This is a genomic window from Bacillus sp. FSL M8-0025, from assembly GCF_037975475.1.
Classification (GTDB): domain Bacteria; phylum Bacillota; class Bacilli; order Bacillales; family Bacillaceae; genus Bacillus; species Bacillus subtilis.
The window spans coordinates 2,420,967-2,436,950 of sequence record NZ_CP150258.1; the positions used below are offsets into that span (position 1 = coordinate 2,420,967).

Annotated in this window: 18 protein-coding genes; 1 reads left to right on the plus strand and 17 read right to left on the minus strand. The window is 43.3% G+C overall.

Annotation, left to right across the window (positions count from 1 at the left end; all coding sequences use genetic code 11):
- Positions 1 to 53 precede the first annotated feature (53 nt).
- From glyS to rpsU, 17 genes are all read right to left on the minus strand, one after another.
- Positions 54 to 2,093: a glycine--tRNA ligase subunit beta gene (gene glyS, locus MKX38_RS12405; RefSeq protein WP_003230059.1), complete on the minus strand. Its 2,040-nt coding sequence runs from the start codon at positions 2,091 to 2,093 to the stop codon at positions 54 to 56.
- Positions 2,086 to 2,973: a glycine--tRNA ligase subunit alpha gene (gene glyQ / locus MKX38_RS12410; RefSeq protein ID WP_003226213.1), complete on the minus strand. Its 888-nt coding sequence runs from the start codon at positions 2,971 to 2,973 to the stop codon at positions 2,086 to 2,088. Before glyQ ends, glyS begins: the two co-directional genes overlap by 8 nt.
- Before the next feature lie 296 nt (positions 2,974 to 3,269).
- Complete coding sequence (gene recO / locus MKX38_RS12415; RefSeq protein ID WP_339187270.1) at positions 3,270 to 4,037, minus strand: DNA repair protein RecO; 768 nt, start codon at positions 4,035 to 4,037, stop codon at positions 3,270 to 3,272.
- A 36-nt stretch (positions 4,038 to 4,073) separates the two neighbouring features.
- Entirely contained in the window at positions 4,074 to 4,217 is a 144-nt protein-coding gene (locus tag MKX38_RS12420; protein ID WP_003230053.1) for a YqzL family protein, read from the minus strand.
- 147 nt (positions 4,218 to 4,364) lie between these two features.
- A complete protein-coding gene (gene era, locus MKX38_RS12425) occupies positions 4,365 to 5,270 on the minus strand; it encodes a GTPase Era (RefSeq protein ID WP_003230051.1) in 906 nt (301 codons plus the stop codon).
- A complete protein-coding gene (locus tag MKX38_RS12430) occupies positions 5,251 to 5,661 on the minus strand; it encodes a cytidine deaminase (RefSeq protein ID WP_003230049.1) in 411 nt (136 codons plus the stop codon). The genes era and MKX38_RS12430 overlap by 20 nt, the downstream gene beginning before the upstream one ends.
- Before the next feature lie 118 nt (positions 5,662 to 5,779).
- Entirely contained in the window at positions 5,780 to 6,151 is a 372-nt protein-coding gene (locus MKX38_RS12435) for a diacylglycerol kinase family protein (protein WP_015384119.1), read from the minus strand.
- Complete coding sequence (ybeY, locus tag MKX38_RS12440) at positions 6,132 to 6,605, minus strand: rRNA maturation RNase YbeY (protein ID WP_003230039.1); 474 nt, start codon at positions 6,603 to 6,605, stop codon at positions 6,132 to 6,134. Before ybeY ends, MKX38_RS12435 begins: the two co-directional genes overlap by 20 nt.
- Complete coding sequence (gene pgpH / locus MKX38_RS12445; RefSeq protein ID WP_010886570.1) at positions 6,606 to 8,741, minus strand: cyclic-di-AMP phosphodiesterase PgpH; 2,136 nt, start codon at positions 8,739 to 8,741, stop codon at positions 6,606 to 6,608.
- 78 nt (positions 8,742 to 8,819) lie between these two features.
- A complete protein-coding gene (locus MKX38_RS12450) occupies positions 8,820 to 9,779 on the minus strand; it encodes a PhoH family protein (RefSeq protein ID WP_014477373.1) in 960 nt (319 codons plus the stop codon).
- Positions 9,776 to 10,972 (minus strand): sporulation protein YqfD, encoded by a 1,197-nt coding sequence (yqfD, locus tag MKX38_RS12455; RefSeq protein WP_015251682.1) that lies wholly within the window; start codon positions 10,970 to 10,972, stop codon positions 9,776 to 9,778. Before yqfD ends, MKX38_RS12450 begins: the two co-directional genes overlap by 4 nt.
- An 18-nt stretch (positions 10,973 to 10,990) precedes the next feature.
- Positions 10,991 to 11,272 (minus strand): sporulation protein YqfC, encoded by a 282-nt coding sequence (gene yqfC, locus MKX38_RS12460; protein WP_003226191.1) that lies wholly within the window; start codon positions 11,270 to 11,272, stop codon positions 10,991 to 10,993.
- Positions 11,273 to 11,328: 56 nt separating this feature from the next.
- On the minus strand, positions 11,329 to 11,748 hold the full coding sequence (locus MKX38_RS12465; protein WP_339187275.1) for a hypothetical protein: 420 nt from the start codon (positions 11,746 to 11,748) through the stop codon (positions 11,329 to 11,331).
- Between the two features lie 24 nt (positions 11,749 to 11,772).
- Complete coding sequence (gene floA, locus MKX38_RS12470; protein WP_003230026.1) at positions 11,773 to 12,768, minus strand: flotillin-like protein FloA; 996 nt, start codon at positions 12,766 to 12,768, stop codon at positions 11,773 to 11,775.
- A 21-nt stretch (positions 12,769 to 12,789) separates the two neighbouring features.
- The gene (locus MKX38_RS12475) at positions 12,790 to 14,103 is read right to left on the minus strand and encodes a nodulation protein NfeD (RefSeq protein WP_161476862.1); all 1,314 of its coding nucleotides are present in this window, start codon (positions 14,101 to 14,103) and stop codon (positions 12,790 to 12,792) included.
- Positions 14,104 to 14,234: 131 nt separating this feature from the next.
- On the minus strand, positions 14,235 to 14,681 hold the full coding sequence (locus MKX38_RS12480) for a GatB/YqeY domain-containing protein (RefSeq protein WP_003230022.1): 447 nt from the start codon (positions 14,679 to 14,681) through the stop codon (positions 14,235 to 14,237).
- A 14-nt stretch (positions 14,682 to 14,695) separates the two neighbouring features.
- Positions 14,696 to 14,869 (minus strand): 30S ribosomal protein S21, encoded by a 174-nt coding sequence (gene rpsU / locus MKX38_RS12485; protein WP_003152957.1) that lies wholly within the window; start codon positions 14,867 to 14,869, stop codon positions 14,696 to 14,698.
- 172 nt (positions 14,870 to 15,041) lie between these two features.
- On the opposite strand from rpsU, the gene MKX38_RS12490 reads away from it, so the two are divergent.
- Positions 15,042 to 15,965, plus strand: a complete 924-nt coding sequence (locus MKX38_RS12490) for a Na/Pi symporter (protein ID WP_015714282.1) — start codon at positions 15,042 to 15,044, stop codon at positions 15,963 to 15,965.
- Positions 15,966 to 15,984: the final 19 nt, after the last annotated feature.

A 15,984-nucleotide genomic window follows, 5' to 3' on the forward strand; every position in this document is an offset into this window, starting at 1 on the left:
TATAAATGGGGAAAAGACGATTACCGATCACACAGCAACCGCCTTTTCTCTCTTTATTTTACAATAAGGGCATTCATATTCGCAAAGGACTTGATCTCATCCGCCAAGCTTACCATTTGCGCTAAACGATTTGCCTTTAATGACTCATTATCCGCTATAACCATTGTATGATCGAAGTAAGCATCGATCGGTTCTTTTAAGGCTGCAAGTGAAGCAAGCGCCGCCTCATAATCTTTTTTGCTGAAGTTTTCCTGCAGATTTTGCTTCGCTGTTTGGTAGGCATCAAACAGTTTTGCTTCGTATTCATTTTCAAACAGATCAGGCTGAATGTCTCCGCGGACTCCTTTTTTGCTGATAGAGATCACTCGGCCTAACGCTTCGGCTGTTTCCTTAAAGCCAGGTGCACCAAGCTTTTGCTCCAGTACTTGTGCTTTATGCAGCGCAGAGTACGGCTCAAGCTCAGAGCTTTCCAGCACGGCGTCAATGACATCATGTCTGATTTGTTCAGCATTCAAGACATATTTCAAGCGCTGAGTGAAGAAATCCAGCAGTTCATTTTCTTTATCGGTTTGAACGAAAGTAAGCAGCTCTTCAAATGAAATTCCCCAGTTGCGGTCAAGAAGAATCGCAACAATACCGCTTGCTTGGCGGCGCAGTCCGTAAGGGTCCTGGGAACCGGTCGGAATTACGCCGATAGAGAAGAATGAAGCGATTGTGTCAAGCTTATCCGCCATTGCTACAACAGCTCCGGTGAAAGTAGAAGGCGTTTCTCCGCCCGCTGATCTAGGCATATAATGTTCATTAACTGCCGCAGCCACAGCTTCATCTTCGCCAAGCATTCTCGCATACTTTTCGCCCATAATTCCTTGAAGTTCAGGGAATTCATATATCATATGCGTCACAAGGTCGAATTTAGAAATTTCAGCAGCCCGCTTCACATGTTTTAATGTATCTTCATCAGCCTGAAGACGAACGGCAAGTTTCTCTGCGATTGATGTGACTCTCCTAACCTTATCAGCAAGAGAACCAAGCTCTTCATGGAAAACGATATTTTCAAGCTTCTTCACATTTGCATCAATGTTTAGTTTCTGATCTTCTTTGTAGAAGAATGAAGCATCAGATAAACGTGCGCGCAGCACTTTTTCATTGCCTCGGGCCACATTTTCAATCGCGTGGCTGTTGCCGTTTCGGACTGTGATAAAGTGAGGCAGCAGGTCACCGTTTTTGTCTTTGACAGGGAAGTAGCGCTGATGCTCTTTCATTGTTGTGACAAGCACTTCTTCAGGAATTGACAGAAACTCGGATTCAAATGAACCGTAAAGAGCTGTCGGGTATTCTACTAAATGATTCACTTCATCAAGAAGGTCTTCGTCAACTGGAATGCTCCAATTGTTTTCAGCAGCCATTGTTTCCAGCTGAGATTGAATCATTTGCTTTCGGACGCTAGGATCAGCAATAACATGCTGTCCTTTGAGCTGCTCTTCATAAGCTGAAGGTGATTCAATTGACACTTCATGTCCGAGGAAACGGTGTCCCTGTGTTGTCCGTCCAGACTCAACGTTTGTGATCGAAAATGGAATGACATCCTGTCCAAATAATGCGACAATCCATTTGATCGGTCGGATATAACGCAAATCTTCATTTCCCCAGCGCATGTTTTTCGGGAAATGCAAGCTTGTAATTAAACCGCTCAATTCTGGCAGAAGCGACTTCGTTTCTTGGCCGGCTTGGAATTTTTGCACGAATACATACTCTATGCCTTTTACTTCTTTGATGTACAGGTCTTCCACATTTGCGCCTTGGCCTTTTGAAAAGCCGATTGCCGCTTTTGTCCAGTTCCCGTCCGCATCAAGGGCAATTTTTTTCGCAGGCCCTTTTGCTTCTTCTTTTATATCATCCTGCTTTTCTGCGACATCCTTAACGAACACAGCAAGACGTCTCGGTGTATTGAAGAGTTTCACTTCACCGTGAGTAATATTTTTTTCTTTAAGCCAGCCTGTCAGCTTGTCGCCAAGCTGAACCATGCTTTCATTCAAAAAGCGCGCCGGCATTTCCTCTAATCCGATCTCTAAAAGTAAATCCTGTTTACTCATGAGAAGAACCCTCCCCTTTAAGCATTGGGAACCCTAGTTTTTCTCGTTCCTCATAGTAGGTTTTTGCTACTTTTCTAGCTAAATTCCGCACTCTTGCGATATAGCCCGTCCGCTCGGTAACAGAGATCGCACCTTTGGCATCAAGCAGGTTGAAAGTGTGCGAGCATTTCAGCACATAGTCATATGCTGGATGAACAAGTCCGTTGTCCATTTGCTTGATCGCTTCTTTTTCATATGTGCTGAACAATTGGAACAGCATATCGACGTCTGATGTTTCAAACGTATAAACAGAATGCTCATATTCAGCCATCATGAATAAATCTTTTACTGTAAACCCTGACGTCCATTCCAAGTCAAACACGTTTTCTTTATCCTGGATATAAGACGCGAGACGCTCAATTCCATACGTAATCTCTACAGAAACGGGTTTACACTCTAATCCCCCGACCTGCTGGAAATACGTAAATTGTGTTATTTCCATTCCGTCAAGCCAAACTTCCCAGCCTAGACCCGCGCAGCCTAAAGACGGATTCTCCCAGTTGTCTTCAACAAAGCGAATATCGTGCTCAAGCGGATCAATTCCAAGAGCACGCAAGGAATCCAAATACAGCTCTTGAATGTTATCAGGTGACGGTTTAATAATGACCTGGAACTGATGATGCTGATACAGTCTGTTCGGGTTCTCCCCGTAGCGGCCGTCTGCCGGACGTCTGGAAGGCTCTACATAAGCCACTTTCCACGGCTCAGGACCGATACTGCGCAAAAATGTATACGGGCTCATCGTGCCGGCTCCTTTTTCTACATCGTAAGCCTGCATAAGCACACAGCCCTGACTGGACCAATGCTTTTGCAAGGTTAGAATCATGTCTTGAATATTCATTTCAAGCACCTCCACTTTTCTTTCATAAGTTGACTGCGGCAGCAACCAAAAAACTCCCGTCTCTATGCTTGCCAGCCGCAAACATAGGGACGAGAGTTCTCCCGCGGTTCCACCCTAGTTGCTGAGAACAAAATCCCAGCCTCTTTTTTAAAATTGCTCAAGAATGCCTTTCGTTGCGTGCTCATCCTTAGCTTACACCGCCCTAAGGTCGCTTTCATGAGGTAAACGCAAGTACTTCTTTCTCTCACTGCAACATATTTTATAATAAATGATCATATAAAAAGATGGACCAAAAGTCAACTTTTGTTTTCACCCATAAGATGTTTCATGCTTTCCATTTGATCTAAAAAGCGCTTTGATTTTAAATACAATCCCGAATATTCTTCGTAATATAAATCAATCACTTGCTTTAATTCAGCTTTTGTTTCCTCTTTTAAGGACACATTTCCGAGCCTCGACAGATCAAAATAGTAAAAGAGTCTTAACAGCCTTGCCGTTTGCGGTTTGATCGGTATCCTGTAAGGATCTTTTTCAAAACAGCGGTGGCATATAAAACCATTATCACGAACAGAGAAATGAAAGGTTCCGTCTTGGCTTTTACAATGTACACAATGATTTAGCTCAGGATACAGGCCCATGACACCGAGCATCTTCATTTGAACAATGAAGGTGATAACATCCGGATCTGTCCCTTCATTCAGCTGTTTTAATGACTCTAATATGAATTCAAATAAATAAGGATTTGGCTTTTTTTCTTCTGTGCCTCTGTCGACTAACTCAGCAATATAGGCAGCATATGCTGTTAAAAACAAGTCTTCCCTGATGCCTCTCATGCTGAGGATCATTTCCCCCTGCTGAAGCGTTCCGAGGCCCGATGTTTTTTGCACTAAGAAAGAACCATACAAAAAGGGCTGGCTGACTGCTGATAAACGGCTGTTCGGTTTTTTGGCGCCTCGTGCCATAACACCTATTTTTCCGTGTTCTCTTGTCAGTAAAGTTACGATTTTATTCGTCTCTCCGTAATCATTTGTGCGAAGAACGATTCCTTCACATTTTGTCAGCATTTCCGCACCTTCCTCAAGCAGGAGCGGCCAAGAGGTTTATAAAATTGGATAATCAAATCGGGCTAGCTCATCTTCTAGTTCTTCGGGTCTTTCCATGTTCTCTTTTTCCAGTTCTTTAAAAAGAAGATACGTATCAACATTTCCTGTTTGAGAAAATACGTTCCAGGTAAAATTCAACACAAGAAACCCACCTTTCTGTAGTTAAACTAGCTTACCTAAACTCCAAATTCTTACCTTTATCTTGACCAGATGTCCTCCATTTCATGTTAAACAAAATTTGCTAATGTATCCCTGTTCCTGTGAGATAATGACACACACAGCTAGAGATTAATATTCGTCCTCTTTAAAGCCAAAATCGCGAAGCTGGGACATTTTATTACGCCAGTCTTTCTGCACTTTCACCCACAATTCAAGGTAGACACGGGAGCCCAACAGTGCTTCAATATCCGCTCTCGCTCTTTTTCCAACCTCTTTTAGAAGGCTTCCTTTTTTACCGATCACGATGCCTTTCTGGGAATCCCGCTCGACCACAATCGTTGCCGCTACGTGCACAGAACCGTTGTCCTGCCCTTTGATGGATTCGATGGCCACCGCAATGCTGTGCGGGATTTCTTCTCTCGTCAAATGCAGCACCTTTTCCCTGATTAATTCAGAAATGATAAATCGCTCAGGGTGGTCAGTTACCTGGTCACTCGGATAGAATTGCGGCCCTTCCGGCAAATACGCTTCAATCTGAGCGAGCAAGGTTTCGATGTTATTTCCTTCTAAAGCAGAAATCGGAACAATTTCCTTAAAAGGATAACGTTTGCGGTATTCGTCAATTAGCAGAAGCAATTGGTCGGGATGAATTTTATCGATTTTGTTTACGATTAAGAATACAGGTGTAGACATCGTCTGCAATTTCTCAATGATGAATTCGTCGCCCTTTCCGTAGCCTTCCTCAGCATTGATCATAAACAAGATCAAATCAACTTCTTTTAATGTATTTTGCGCCACTTTCATCATAAAGTCCCCAAGCTTATGCTTAGGTTTATGAATCCCTGGTGTGTCAATAAAAATGGTTTGTGATGTGCCTGTCGTCAGTACTCCTTGCACCTTGTTTCTCGTCGTTTGGGGCTTATCGCTCATGATCGCGATTTTTTGTCCAATGACTCTGTTCAAAAATGTAGATTTTCCTACGTTTGGTCTTCCAATAATGGATACAAATCCTGATTTAAAGCTTTCGTTCGTCATGTAAATCCTCCGATGAAAATGCGCCTGGCAATAATTCTTCCACAGTCATTTCTTTTATTTGTCCTTGTAAATTAGTCAGTACGACAATAACGTCTTTTGTGCAAAGCTCAGAAATCACCTGGCGGCAGGCTCCGCACGGAGATACCGGTCCAGGGGTGTCAGCCGCAACGGCCAGCATCTGAAACTCTGTATCCCCTTCAGAAACAGCTTTAAATAAAGCGGTACGCTCGGCGCAATTGCACATGCTGTATGCCGCGTTCTCAATGTTGCAGCCTCTGTACACTTTTCCATCCTTGGTAAGAAGAGCGGCTCCTACTTGGAATTTGGAATACGGCGCATATGCCATATCACGCGCTTTTAAAGCTTCTGTTATTAATTCTTGTCTGTTCATGTGTACATTCCTCTCTTACCTATAATGGTACCGCTATCACTTTATATTTTACATAATCGCGCGCTTTTTTTCACGCCCATTTCTAAAAATGTAAAATAAATGTAAGAATTTTCAGCCATTACAGCTTTGGCAAAAAAATAAGTAAACCAATGATACACGAAATCACGGCAAAAACGCAAACAGCCCCGGCGGCAGCGTCCTTGGCCGCTTTAGCAAGAGGGTGATGTTTGTCAGTTATTAAATCAACCGTATGTTCAATGGCTGTATTTAAAAGCTCAAGCGAAAACATACCGCCTATCAAAAGGAATATAATCATCCACTCAATCATGCTGAGCTCTACAAGGAAGCCGCAAATGAGAACAGCACAGGCGGCTGCGGCATGAAATTGGAAATTCCGCTCCGTCCGCGCTGTTTCCCAGATGCCCCGGCCTGCATGCACGAAGCTTTTGAAGAATCGCTTCAGCTCATTTCTATGATCTTTTGAGTCCATAAGCGTCCAGCAATTCCTTTTGCTTAGTAAACATCTCCTCTTCTTCCTCTTTCGTCATATGGTCATATCCTAAAAGGTGCAGAAATCCGTGTACAGCTAGAAATCCGAGCTCTCTTTTAAAAGAATGATTATACTCCTCTGCCTGCTCTCTTGTGCGATCGGCACTGATGATAATATCACCTAAAACCGGAGGCATTTCGGCGCCCACGATTTCGATCTCGCCTTCCCCCTCTTCTTCAAGAGCAAATGAGATGACATCTGTCGGAGCATCCTTTCCCCGGTATTCTTTGTTAATCTGATGTATGTCATCATTGGAAACAATCGTGACAGAAACTTCAGCCTGATCCTGAACGCCTTCACGCTCAGCGGCAAATTGAAGCAGATTTTCTACTTCTTTGAGCATCTCTTCTGAGACGCTTCCCGTTTCATCAACGATATCAATCAGTAAACTCATCTATTTCACCTTCTTAGTAGCCTCCGGATATTCAATCCGGGAGTGGAAAATTCCTTTTAATGTTGCACAGAGCGTTTTTGCGATTGTATCCAGCTCTTTAAATGTCAAATCGCATTCACTGAACTGTCCGTCCTGAAGCTTATCGGATATAATACCCCGGACAAGCTTTTCAATTCGTTCAGGATTTGGATTATGCATGGATCTGACGGCCGCTTCAACACTGTCGGCCACTGATATAATTGCGGCTTCCTTTGACTGCGGCTTCGGCCCCGGATAACGGAACTCTTCCTCTGTAATCTGGTCGCCTTTTTCCTTCGCTTTATAGTAAAAAAACTTTAAAAGCGAGGTTCCATGATGCTGCTCAGCAATATCGACAAGTTCTTTCGGAAATTTATAGCTTCTCAGCATATTCGCACCGTCTGTCGTATGCGAGATAATAATATTTTTACTCAACTGAGGTGACAGCTTGTCATGCGGATTGTCAATATTCATTTGGTTTTCAATAAAATATTGCGGGCGCTTTGTTTTTCCGAGATCGTGATAATATGCGCCGACTCTTGCAAGCAAACCATTAGCCCCAACCGCTTCACAGGCTGCCTCTGATAAATTGGCAACCATTACACTGTGATGATATGTACCTGGTGTTTCTGTCAGTATTTTGCGCAATAGCGGATGGTTAGGATTAGACAGCTCGAGCAGCCTCATGGTGGATAAAATGCCAAAGCCCGTCTCAAAAAACGGCATCAGGCCGATGATCAATACAGATGAAGCAAACCCCGACACAACCCCCATGAGCATTAACGTGCCGATTTCAAGACCCGACAGCGCAGTGTTCTGGATCAATAATAAGGATAGAACGACAACCATATTAATAAACGCCACGAAAAGTCCGGTCTGCAAAATCTTTGATCTTGCATTGTGTTTTCCTAAAAATAATACACCTGAAATGCCGCTGATCAAATAATAAATCCCTATGACATAATTGAATGTTCCTGTCACACCCTGATTAAACATCATACTTCCGCAAATCGCAAGAATGATACTTCCCAAAATGGCAATGCGTTCATTCATCAGCAGTTTGATTAAGATGGCGCCTGCCGCAATGGGGACCAGATAGCCGATATTATTATACTCCATCTTCTGAAACAAACTGACAACCTCCATGATCACAAGCAAAAGTGTTGTGATTATGGAGAATAACAGAATGGATTGGTTTTTAAACTTCAGATTTTGTTTCTGTTTTTCAAAATAATATACAAGTGTTGCAATGAAAAGTCCGATCATAATCAATAGCCCGCTGATCGGTTTAAAGAGATTTGAGTTATTTAATAACCCAGTCAGCTCAAGTTTCCTGTACACTTCCCGATCAATGAGGTCATTTTCTTCCACGAGCACTTGCCCCTGTTTGATTTGGACCTGCTGGACATTATCTGAGGCTTCCTGCCGTTTTGCCTCTGTTGCTTTCGGATCGAAAACGTAATTCGGAATAATAGCAAAACGCCCGATTTCTGTCGCAGCTCCCAAGTATTTAGACGGAATAGAATTGCTCTTTAGCTCTTTTTCTACCTTATCCTTTGCATCAGATAGTTTATCCGAGGGGATTTCACTGCTCATGACCGTATTTACTGCGGTAATGACCGTATCTCTGACAAAAGAAAAGTCTTCACTGTCTGCTTTAAGCAATGTCTTGATGGAATCCTCCGATATAGAATCATTCACATCTGAAGTCAATTTGTCCTTTACAGATTTGACCATTGATTTTTCCGATGGTGATTTACTGCCTTCTTCCGATGATTTTTTCACTTCACTAATACTGTCGAATATTGATGACACAAGGTCAATCCGATTGTCTGTATATTCTTTTTTTAATGTATATTGATCTTCAACCGCGTCCTCAGCGGCTTGCTTTTTTTCCTCTGTGGCTTTTTGATCTTCTACGGTTGCCGGAGCGTAAATGGTCTTGTCGCTGACTGAAAACAGGTCTAAATCAAGTGTTTCCGGCTTAACATGTACAAAGAGCAAAGCAAACATAATGGCAGCCAGCAGAAGATACAGCAGTACATGCATGGAGCGGGCATTTTTAAAACTGCTCCATTTTTTTGAGCTGCTTTTGGTCTTAGCCTTCTTTTTCAACACAAGAACCTCCTCTTGAAACATCAAGCCCATAAGCAATCATAAAAATGACCCGATAACGCGCGATCGGGTCATTCAGCATTAATTTTGCTTATCGTATGCTTCAATAATTTTCGCAACAAGCGGATGTCTGACCACGTCTGTCTGGTCTAGCTCAATCATAGAAATGCCGTCTATTCCTTTCAGCATCTCCTTCGCTACTGCAAGTCCCGATTTGACGCCTTTCGGCAGATCAATTTGGCTGACGTCACCTGTAATGATCATTTTAGAGCCAAAACCCAGTCTCGTCAAAAACATTTTCATTTGAGCAGGCGTGGTATTCTGTGCTTCATCAAGTATAACATAAGCATCATCGAGCGTCCGCCCCCTCATATATGCGAGCGGAGCAATTTCAATGATGCCTCTTTCCATCAGACGTTCTGTATGATCTGCCCCAAGCACATCATGGAGAGCGTCATACAGCGGGCGCAAATAAGGATCTACTTTTTCTTTTAGGTCACCTGGGAGAAAACCAAGGCTTTCACCGGCTTCCACGGCAGGTCTTGTTAAAATGATTTTTTTGATATGTCCGTTTTTTAAAGCATGGACTGCTTTTACGACAGCCAGGTACGTTTTCCCGGTTCCCGCCGGACCAATGCCGAATACAAGGTCATTCCGCTTCATAGCGGCCACGTATTCCCGCTGTCCCATTGTTTTTACACGGATTGATTTGCCTTTTGCGTTTTTTGTAATTTCTTCTTCATACATGCTTTCAAAGTATTCAAGTTCATTCTTCTTTGCCATTTTGATGGCGTAAATCACATCACGTTCAGAGATCTCTATCCCCTTGCGAATTAAAGCGAGGAGCGATCCCAGCAGCCTGTCTGCAATCTGAAACGATTCATCATCGCCTGAAACATAAATCGTCTCGCCGCGCGTAATGATATTTACATTCAGATCTTTCTCCATCAATTTCAAAAAAGAATCTTGGTTCCCGAAGAGTGAAAGCGCCTCGTCCGGGTTTTTCAGTTTTTGATTCATCGCAAGTAAATGTTCTGTCATTCTTCAGTCTCCCTGACAATAGGTGTGGTTTGAACGATATCTTCTATAACTTGGTAGAGAATAATCAACTTTACTTTACCATTCTCAACAGTCTGGTGCAAAACTTTTTCACTTTTCACCTCGCCGTTTTCGCCTATTTTATCCTCTACATCCTGTTTACCCAATTTAATGCCTTCTTGAACTGCTTCTTCTTTTGTATATTTTCGCAAAGCCTCTTCACTTTCTCTCGTTTGCTCTTTGACATAGGATACAGGGAGCTTAAATCCGAGAAAATGAAGCGAATGCTTTTCTTGTTCTGTTTTTGGATGCTTCAATTCCTCTTTTTTAAACGTCATCCCCCAGATCGGGATTGCCAAAGAACCAAAAGAAAGCTTGTGCTTTGTCCTTACTTTGCCCGTATAGACGTTAAATAATGTTTCAAGCGGGACTGTCACTTCTGATCTATACCAGGTTTCTCCGTAAATTTCTGCTTTTGAGGCGACTTCCTGCTGATGGTCTTCGCTGCCGATCAGTCCCGAAACAAGTAGCTGCCCCTTTTCAACGTGATCGTGTATGGCGGCCATGGGCTGTCCTTTTTGCACAAACATTCTCGTAATGGTTGCTTTCTTTTTGGCGACAATATTGCGCGGGCTAACATATTTTTCTTTTTCGGGCTCATTTTTCTCCACAACTTTCATGTGAATGGTCGTCCCCTTCAGATCAACTCCGACCCAAGTGATATTGTCTATTCCATTGGTTAATGATTTCTGTATTTTTTCGGGTGACATCATTAAAAACTGCAGACGGCCCTTTTTGACGCCGATTTCATTAAGATGCTGCCTCATTTGATGTTCTGTTTCAGGCTTAGCGCCTGTCACATCAATTTTCCACACCATATTGGACAGCAAAAACAAAAGGATGAAAAAAATCGCAAAACCGATCGTAAACCCTATATTCAGCTTTGATTTCAGCAACAGGAAGGGAAATCCCTTCCGATAGATAAATCGGGCTTTACATTTAAATTTACTTCTCACCCGCCGAAAGGCATGTACATCCTGAAGCTGTATATATAACGATACGGCTTCTTTCTTTTTTTTGACATGAAAGACCGGAATCCCCTGTCTTGTGCATTCATTAAGGAGCCGCTCAATCCCTCTTCCCGTCAATTCAATCTGGACCTTACCCGAAAAAAAAGACAGCCATTTATTTTTCACAACATTTCCCCCTCGGCTTTATGACTCAACATATCGAACGACATCAATCGTACCCTCCAAAAGTATCTCTTCCGGAAGAATCGCCTTGATGACAAAATTTTTACCAGATATGATGCACTGGCCCTGCTTCAGCATCAGCCGCACTTCATTCTCACTGAAAAGCAAAAGGCCTCTGTGGTTTTCTATGTAGATATGAAGTCTGCCAACCATTGTAATCCTCGGCAGATCCATCATAACGTCCGGGGGAATTTCCAATGCTCTTGTCAGCCAAGCTTTCATACGATTCTTTCTTTGCCCCATACAAAAAGAACCCCCTTTCATCTCATATGTATGATTTGAAAGGAGGTTCTAACACTTTAATTTTTACGGGCCGGGCGCATCGTACGGTGAGGTTTTTTCGCCCGTGGAGGCCCGAACACCTCTCCTAGAACGATCCCCTGTACGACGGTGTCCTTATTCACCTGAAGCATTTTTTGTTTTGTATATACTGTTTTTTGTTTGGCAGCAGCAAGATCTCGTCCCAGCCCTTTCAGGTTTCTTGCTGTTTCCCTGCGTCTTTCTTCCGCTTCCCGTCTTGCCTGTTCCATACGGTTAGGGATAGGTGCAGGGGCATCTTCTTTTGACTGCTTCTTTTGAGGAGAAGCAGATTGCACGTGTTGAGGTTTTTTTCTTTTTTGGCTGTTTTGCTTTTCTTCTTTGCTCTTTTTGCCGAAAATCGCAGAAATGATTCCGATGATCGCTGCAATAATAAGCGGATTGGTCAGTAAATCTTCCATCAGCGTTCTCCCTTCTTAGAGAGATTATGATTTGCGGTCTTCATCCGAAGGGTCTTTCGTCAGCTTGCCGAATGAATCACGCATTTCTGTGTCAGCATCGATGTTCTTGATATTCATGTAATCCATGACGCCAATATTCCCTTCACGCAAAGCTTCTGCCATCGCAAGCGGCACTTCCGCCTCGGCTTCTACCACTTTCGCGCGCATCTCTTCTACGCGGGCACGCATTTCCTGTTCTTGAGCGACAGCCATCGCACGTCGTTCTTCCGCTTTTGCCTGCGCGATGTTTTTATCAGCCTCGGCCTGATCGGTTTGTAAAATTGCACCGATGTTTTTGCCGATATCTACATCTGCAATATCAATTGAGAGAATTTCAAACGCAGTTCCTGAGTCCAATCCTTTTCCAAGGACTGTCTGAGAAATCATGTCAGGGTTTTCAAGCACTTTTTTATGATTATCAGATGAACCGATTGTAGAAACGATCCCCTCACCTACACGAGCTACAATGGTTTCTTCCCCTGCTCCCCCGACGAGGCGCTCGATATTCGCTCTTACTGTGATTCTCGCTTTCGCTTTCACTTCAATTCCGTCCATGGCGACACCGGCAATGAACGGTGTTTCAATCACCTTAGGATTAACGCTCATTTGAACAGCTTCCAACACGTCCCGGCCTGCAAGATCAATGGCAGCACAGCGCTCGAATGTGAGTTCAATGTTAGCTCGCTGAGCGGCGATAAGCGCGTTGACGACTCTGTCAACATTACCTCCAGCCAGGTAGTGGCTTTCAAGCTGGTTTGTTCCAACATTAAGTCCCGCTTTATGGGCTTTAATCAGCGGGTTAACAACCCGATTCGGAATGACACGGCGAAGCCTCATCCCAACTAGAGTGAAAATGCTGATTTTCACTCCGGCTGCCAAAGCTGAAATCCAAAGCATTACAGGCACAAATGTAAAAAATACTGCCAAAACAATGATCGCTACTGCGACAATTGCCAGAATCATAAGTGTTGACGGATCCATATAACTTCTCCTCGTTTCTATTTAAATTTCTCTCACGACAATGCGTGAGCCTTCTACTTTAATCACTTTTACTTTTTTATCTTTTTCTGTAAACGATCCCTCCGAAACAACGTCAAGGCGTTCATCATCAATAATCACGGTACCGGAAGGACGCAGCGGTGTAAAGGTTATACCCACTTTTCCCATTAAGTCCGTGCGCGTTTGATTTGAAACGTAGCCGCTCTCCGTGTTTGTAGAATCATTTAATATCAATTTCTTAAAGAATTTCATACGCTTTCCCAACACCCTTGTCAGTAAAATAAAAGCTGTAATCGAAACAGCTGAGGCGATCAAGAGAGAAACCGCCATGACAGTGAAGCTCCCCGCGGCTAAAAACAGGCTCGCAATAATCGCTCCCAAGCCCAGTAATCCAATGATTCCTCCGGGAAGAAAAATCTCAAGCAGAATGAGAATCACCCCTGCTATAAAGAGGAGAACCGTCTCATACCCGGCAAGGCCTGCTGCGAGATGCCCGTAGAAGAACAGCAATAACGCAATGAGTCCAGCCGTTCCAGGGAGGCCGACACCCGGGGAAAAAAGCTCCACCGTCAGACCTAAAAAAGCGATTGTCAGCAGAATAGGGACAATGACCGGATTCGTCAGCCATCTTGCTGTCTTTTCCGCAAAGCTCTCCTTTGCGTAGCTAATCTGCGCCTTTTCGAACCCAAGCTTCTTTACGAGCGTGGACAAATTGTCAGCAGTGCCTTCTGAATAGCCTACCTCAATTGCCTTGTCTGCGTTAAGTGTCAGCAGATCTCCCTTAGGCGCGCCGACTTCCTTGGCATCTATATCCGGATCAGCCATTGCGAGCGCATATTTTGGATCGCGGTTATTTTTCACTGCGGCATCTTCCATCTCTGCCAGCCAAAGTGATTGAGCTTTTTGGTCAGCGGCATTGCCTTGGCCATCAACAATCGCGGCGGCTCCCATTTTTCCGCCAGGCGCCATATAAATGTGATCTGCTTGAAGTGCAATATATGCACCAGCAGACAACGCTCGTTTGTTGACATATGCAGTTACGGGGATCTCGCTTTCGGTTATCAAATCGGCCATATCAATAGCAGATTTGACCAATCCCCCTGGGGTATTGATATCAAGAATAATATGGTCTGCATGTGCATCCTTTGCATCTTGTAACGAACGGGACAAAAACGAGGCGAGACCCTGTTCGACATTTTTTTCAACCGGAATCACATAAACAGCTTGCTTTTCTGCTTTTGCGTTCAGTTGTACGCCTAATAAAGAAAGCAAAAATATACCCAAAAGAGCAGCACGGAATCCTTTGATTTGAAGCAAGGGCGGTGTATCCCTCCTTCCTTTTATAATAAAGTGCCTTCTCTTCATACGTAACAAATGTATCAAAGGTTTCATTTTTTTATGTATAAAAAAAGACATCTCTCTTAGAAAGATGTCCTTTTCTTTGCCATTTAAGACAGTTGACTGCTCACAAGCTTATTAATTAAACTTCCGTCAGCTTTACCTTTTACTTTAGGCATAATTGCCCCCATCACTTTGCCCATGTCCGCTTTTGAGCTCGCACCGACCTCCGCGATGGTTTCATTTACGATTGTACGCAGCTCTTCTTCTGACAGCTGCTCAGGTAAATAAACTTCTAAAATGTCCAGCTCTTTTTGAACTTTATCTACTAAATCTAAACGATTAGCGTTTGAAAATTCCTGGAGGGAGTCTTTACGTTGCTTAAGTTCACGAGAAAGGACAGTGAGTTCCTCATCCTCGGTCAAACTGTCTTTCTTAAGCTTAATTGCTTCATTTTGAAGTGAAGCCTTAACCATTCGAACGACAGTCAGTTTGTCTTTCTCACGGTTTTTCATATACAGCTTCATATCCTGGTTGAGACGCTCAAGAAGACTCATAAATCCACCCTCTTTTAGAATTTGCGTTTTCTAGCAGCTTCAGACTTTTTCTTGCGCTTTACGCTAGGTTTTTCATAAAATTCACGCTTTCTTGCTTCTTGCAAAGTACCTGTCTTTGATACACTGCGTTTGAAGCGACGAAGAGCATCTTCAAGCGATTCGTTTTTTCTAACGACCGTTTTTGACATTCTCTTTCCCTCCCTCCGAATACACCAATCGACTACCTTTAAGTTACACATATAAACATGTACTTTGACATTATAATATAAGCCATCAGTCAGGTCAACTAAGTGAGTTCACTTTTCCGTCATGAGTGCGACTGCCTGTCTATATAATGAAAGAAAGGGGTTGGTGAATAGGATGTTAATTCTGATTAGCTTTACTGCTCTTATATTATTCTTTCTCGCAGGCATGAACATGCTTCGAAAGGGCTTAATTTCAATGGCGTACTCAAAAATTGAAGAACGTTTGCTTTTATTTACAGACCATCCGTTAAAAGCGTTTCTTATCAGCATTGTATTTACGGGGATACTTCAGAGCAGCTCAGCCTTTATGGTCATTGTCATCGGCTTTGTAAGTGCGGGCGTTCTTTCTTTTAAGCGGACGATACCGATGATTCTGGGGACAAATGTTGGCTCTACTTTTACAACTGAATTTATTGCTATCAAAATGGATATTTTGATTTGGGTTCTTTTAATAGGAGGTTTATTGTTTTTTCTGACTGGCAGGTATCCTTTGAAACAGCTGGGAACAAGCTTCCTTGGACTGGGCATCATCTTCTTTTGCATCAGCGGATTCAGCCATCTTGCCGGGCCGCTGACGAAGCTGAAAACGGGAGCCGACGTTCTATACCATGTTAACGATTCAAACTGGTCCGCTTTGCTAATCGGGATGGTGTTAACTGCCATCATTCACTCCAGTTCTGTCTGTATCGGCATTTTGATGAGTTTTATGAATGAAGGGATTATCGGACTGACACAGGCGATGAGCGTCGTACTCGGATCAAATATCGGGACATGCATTACAGCTGTCATGGCTGCTGTATCCGGCGGATATGCGGCGAAACAGACAGCGTATGCCCATGTGGTATTTAACGTGCTAGGGGTCGCTCTAGTATTGCCTTTTCTGACCGCAGCGACCGGCTTTGTAGAACAGTTATCACCTGATCCTGCCCAAAGGATTGCTCATTTCAGCCTTTTATTTAATGTGGTGACAGCTCTTTTGTTTCTTCCGCTTACAAACTTGTTTTACCGATTGATTCACCTTCTTATCCCGGCTAAATAAAAAACCGGTACATTTTAAT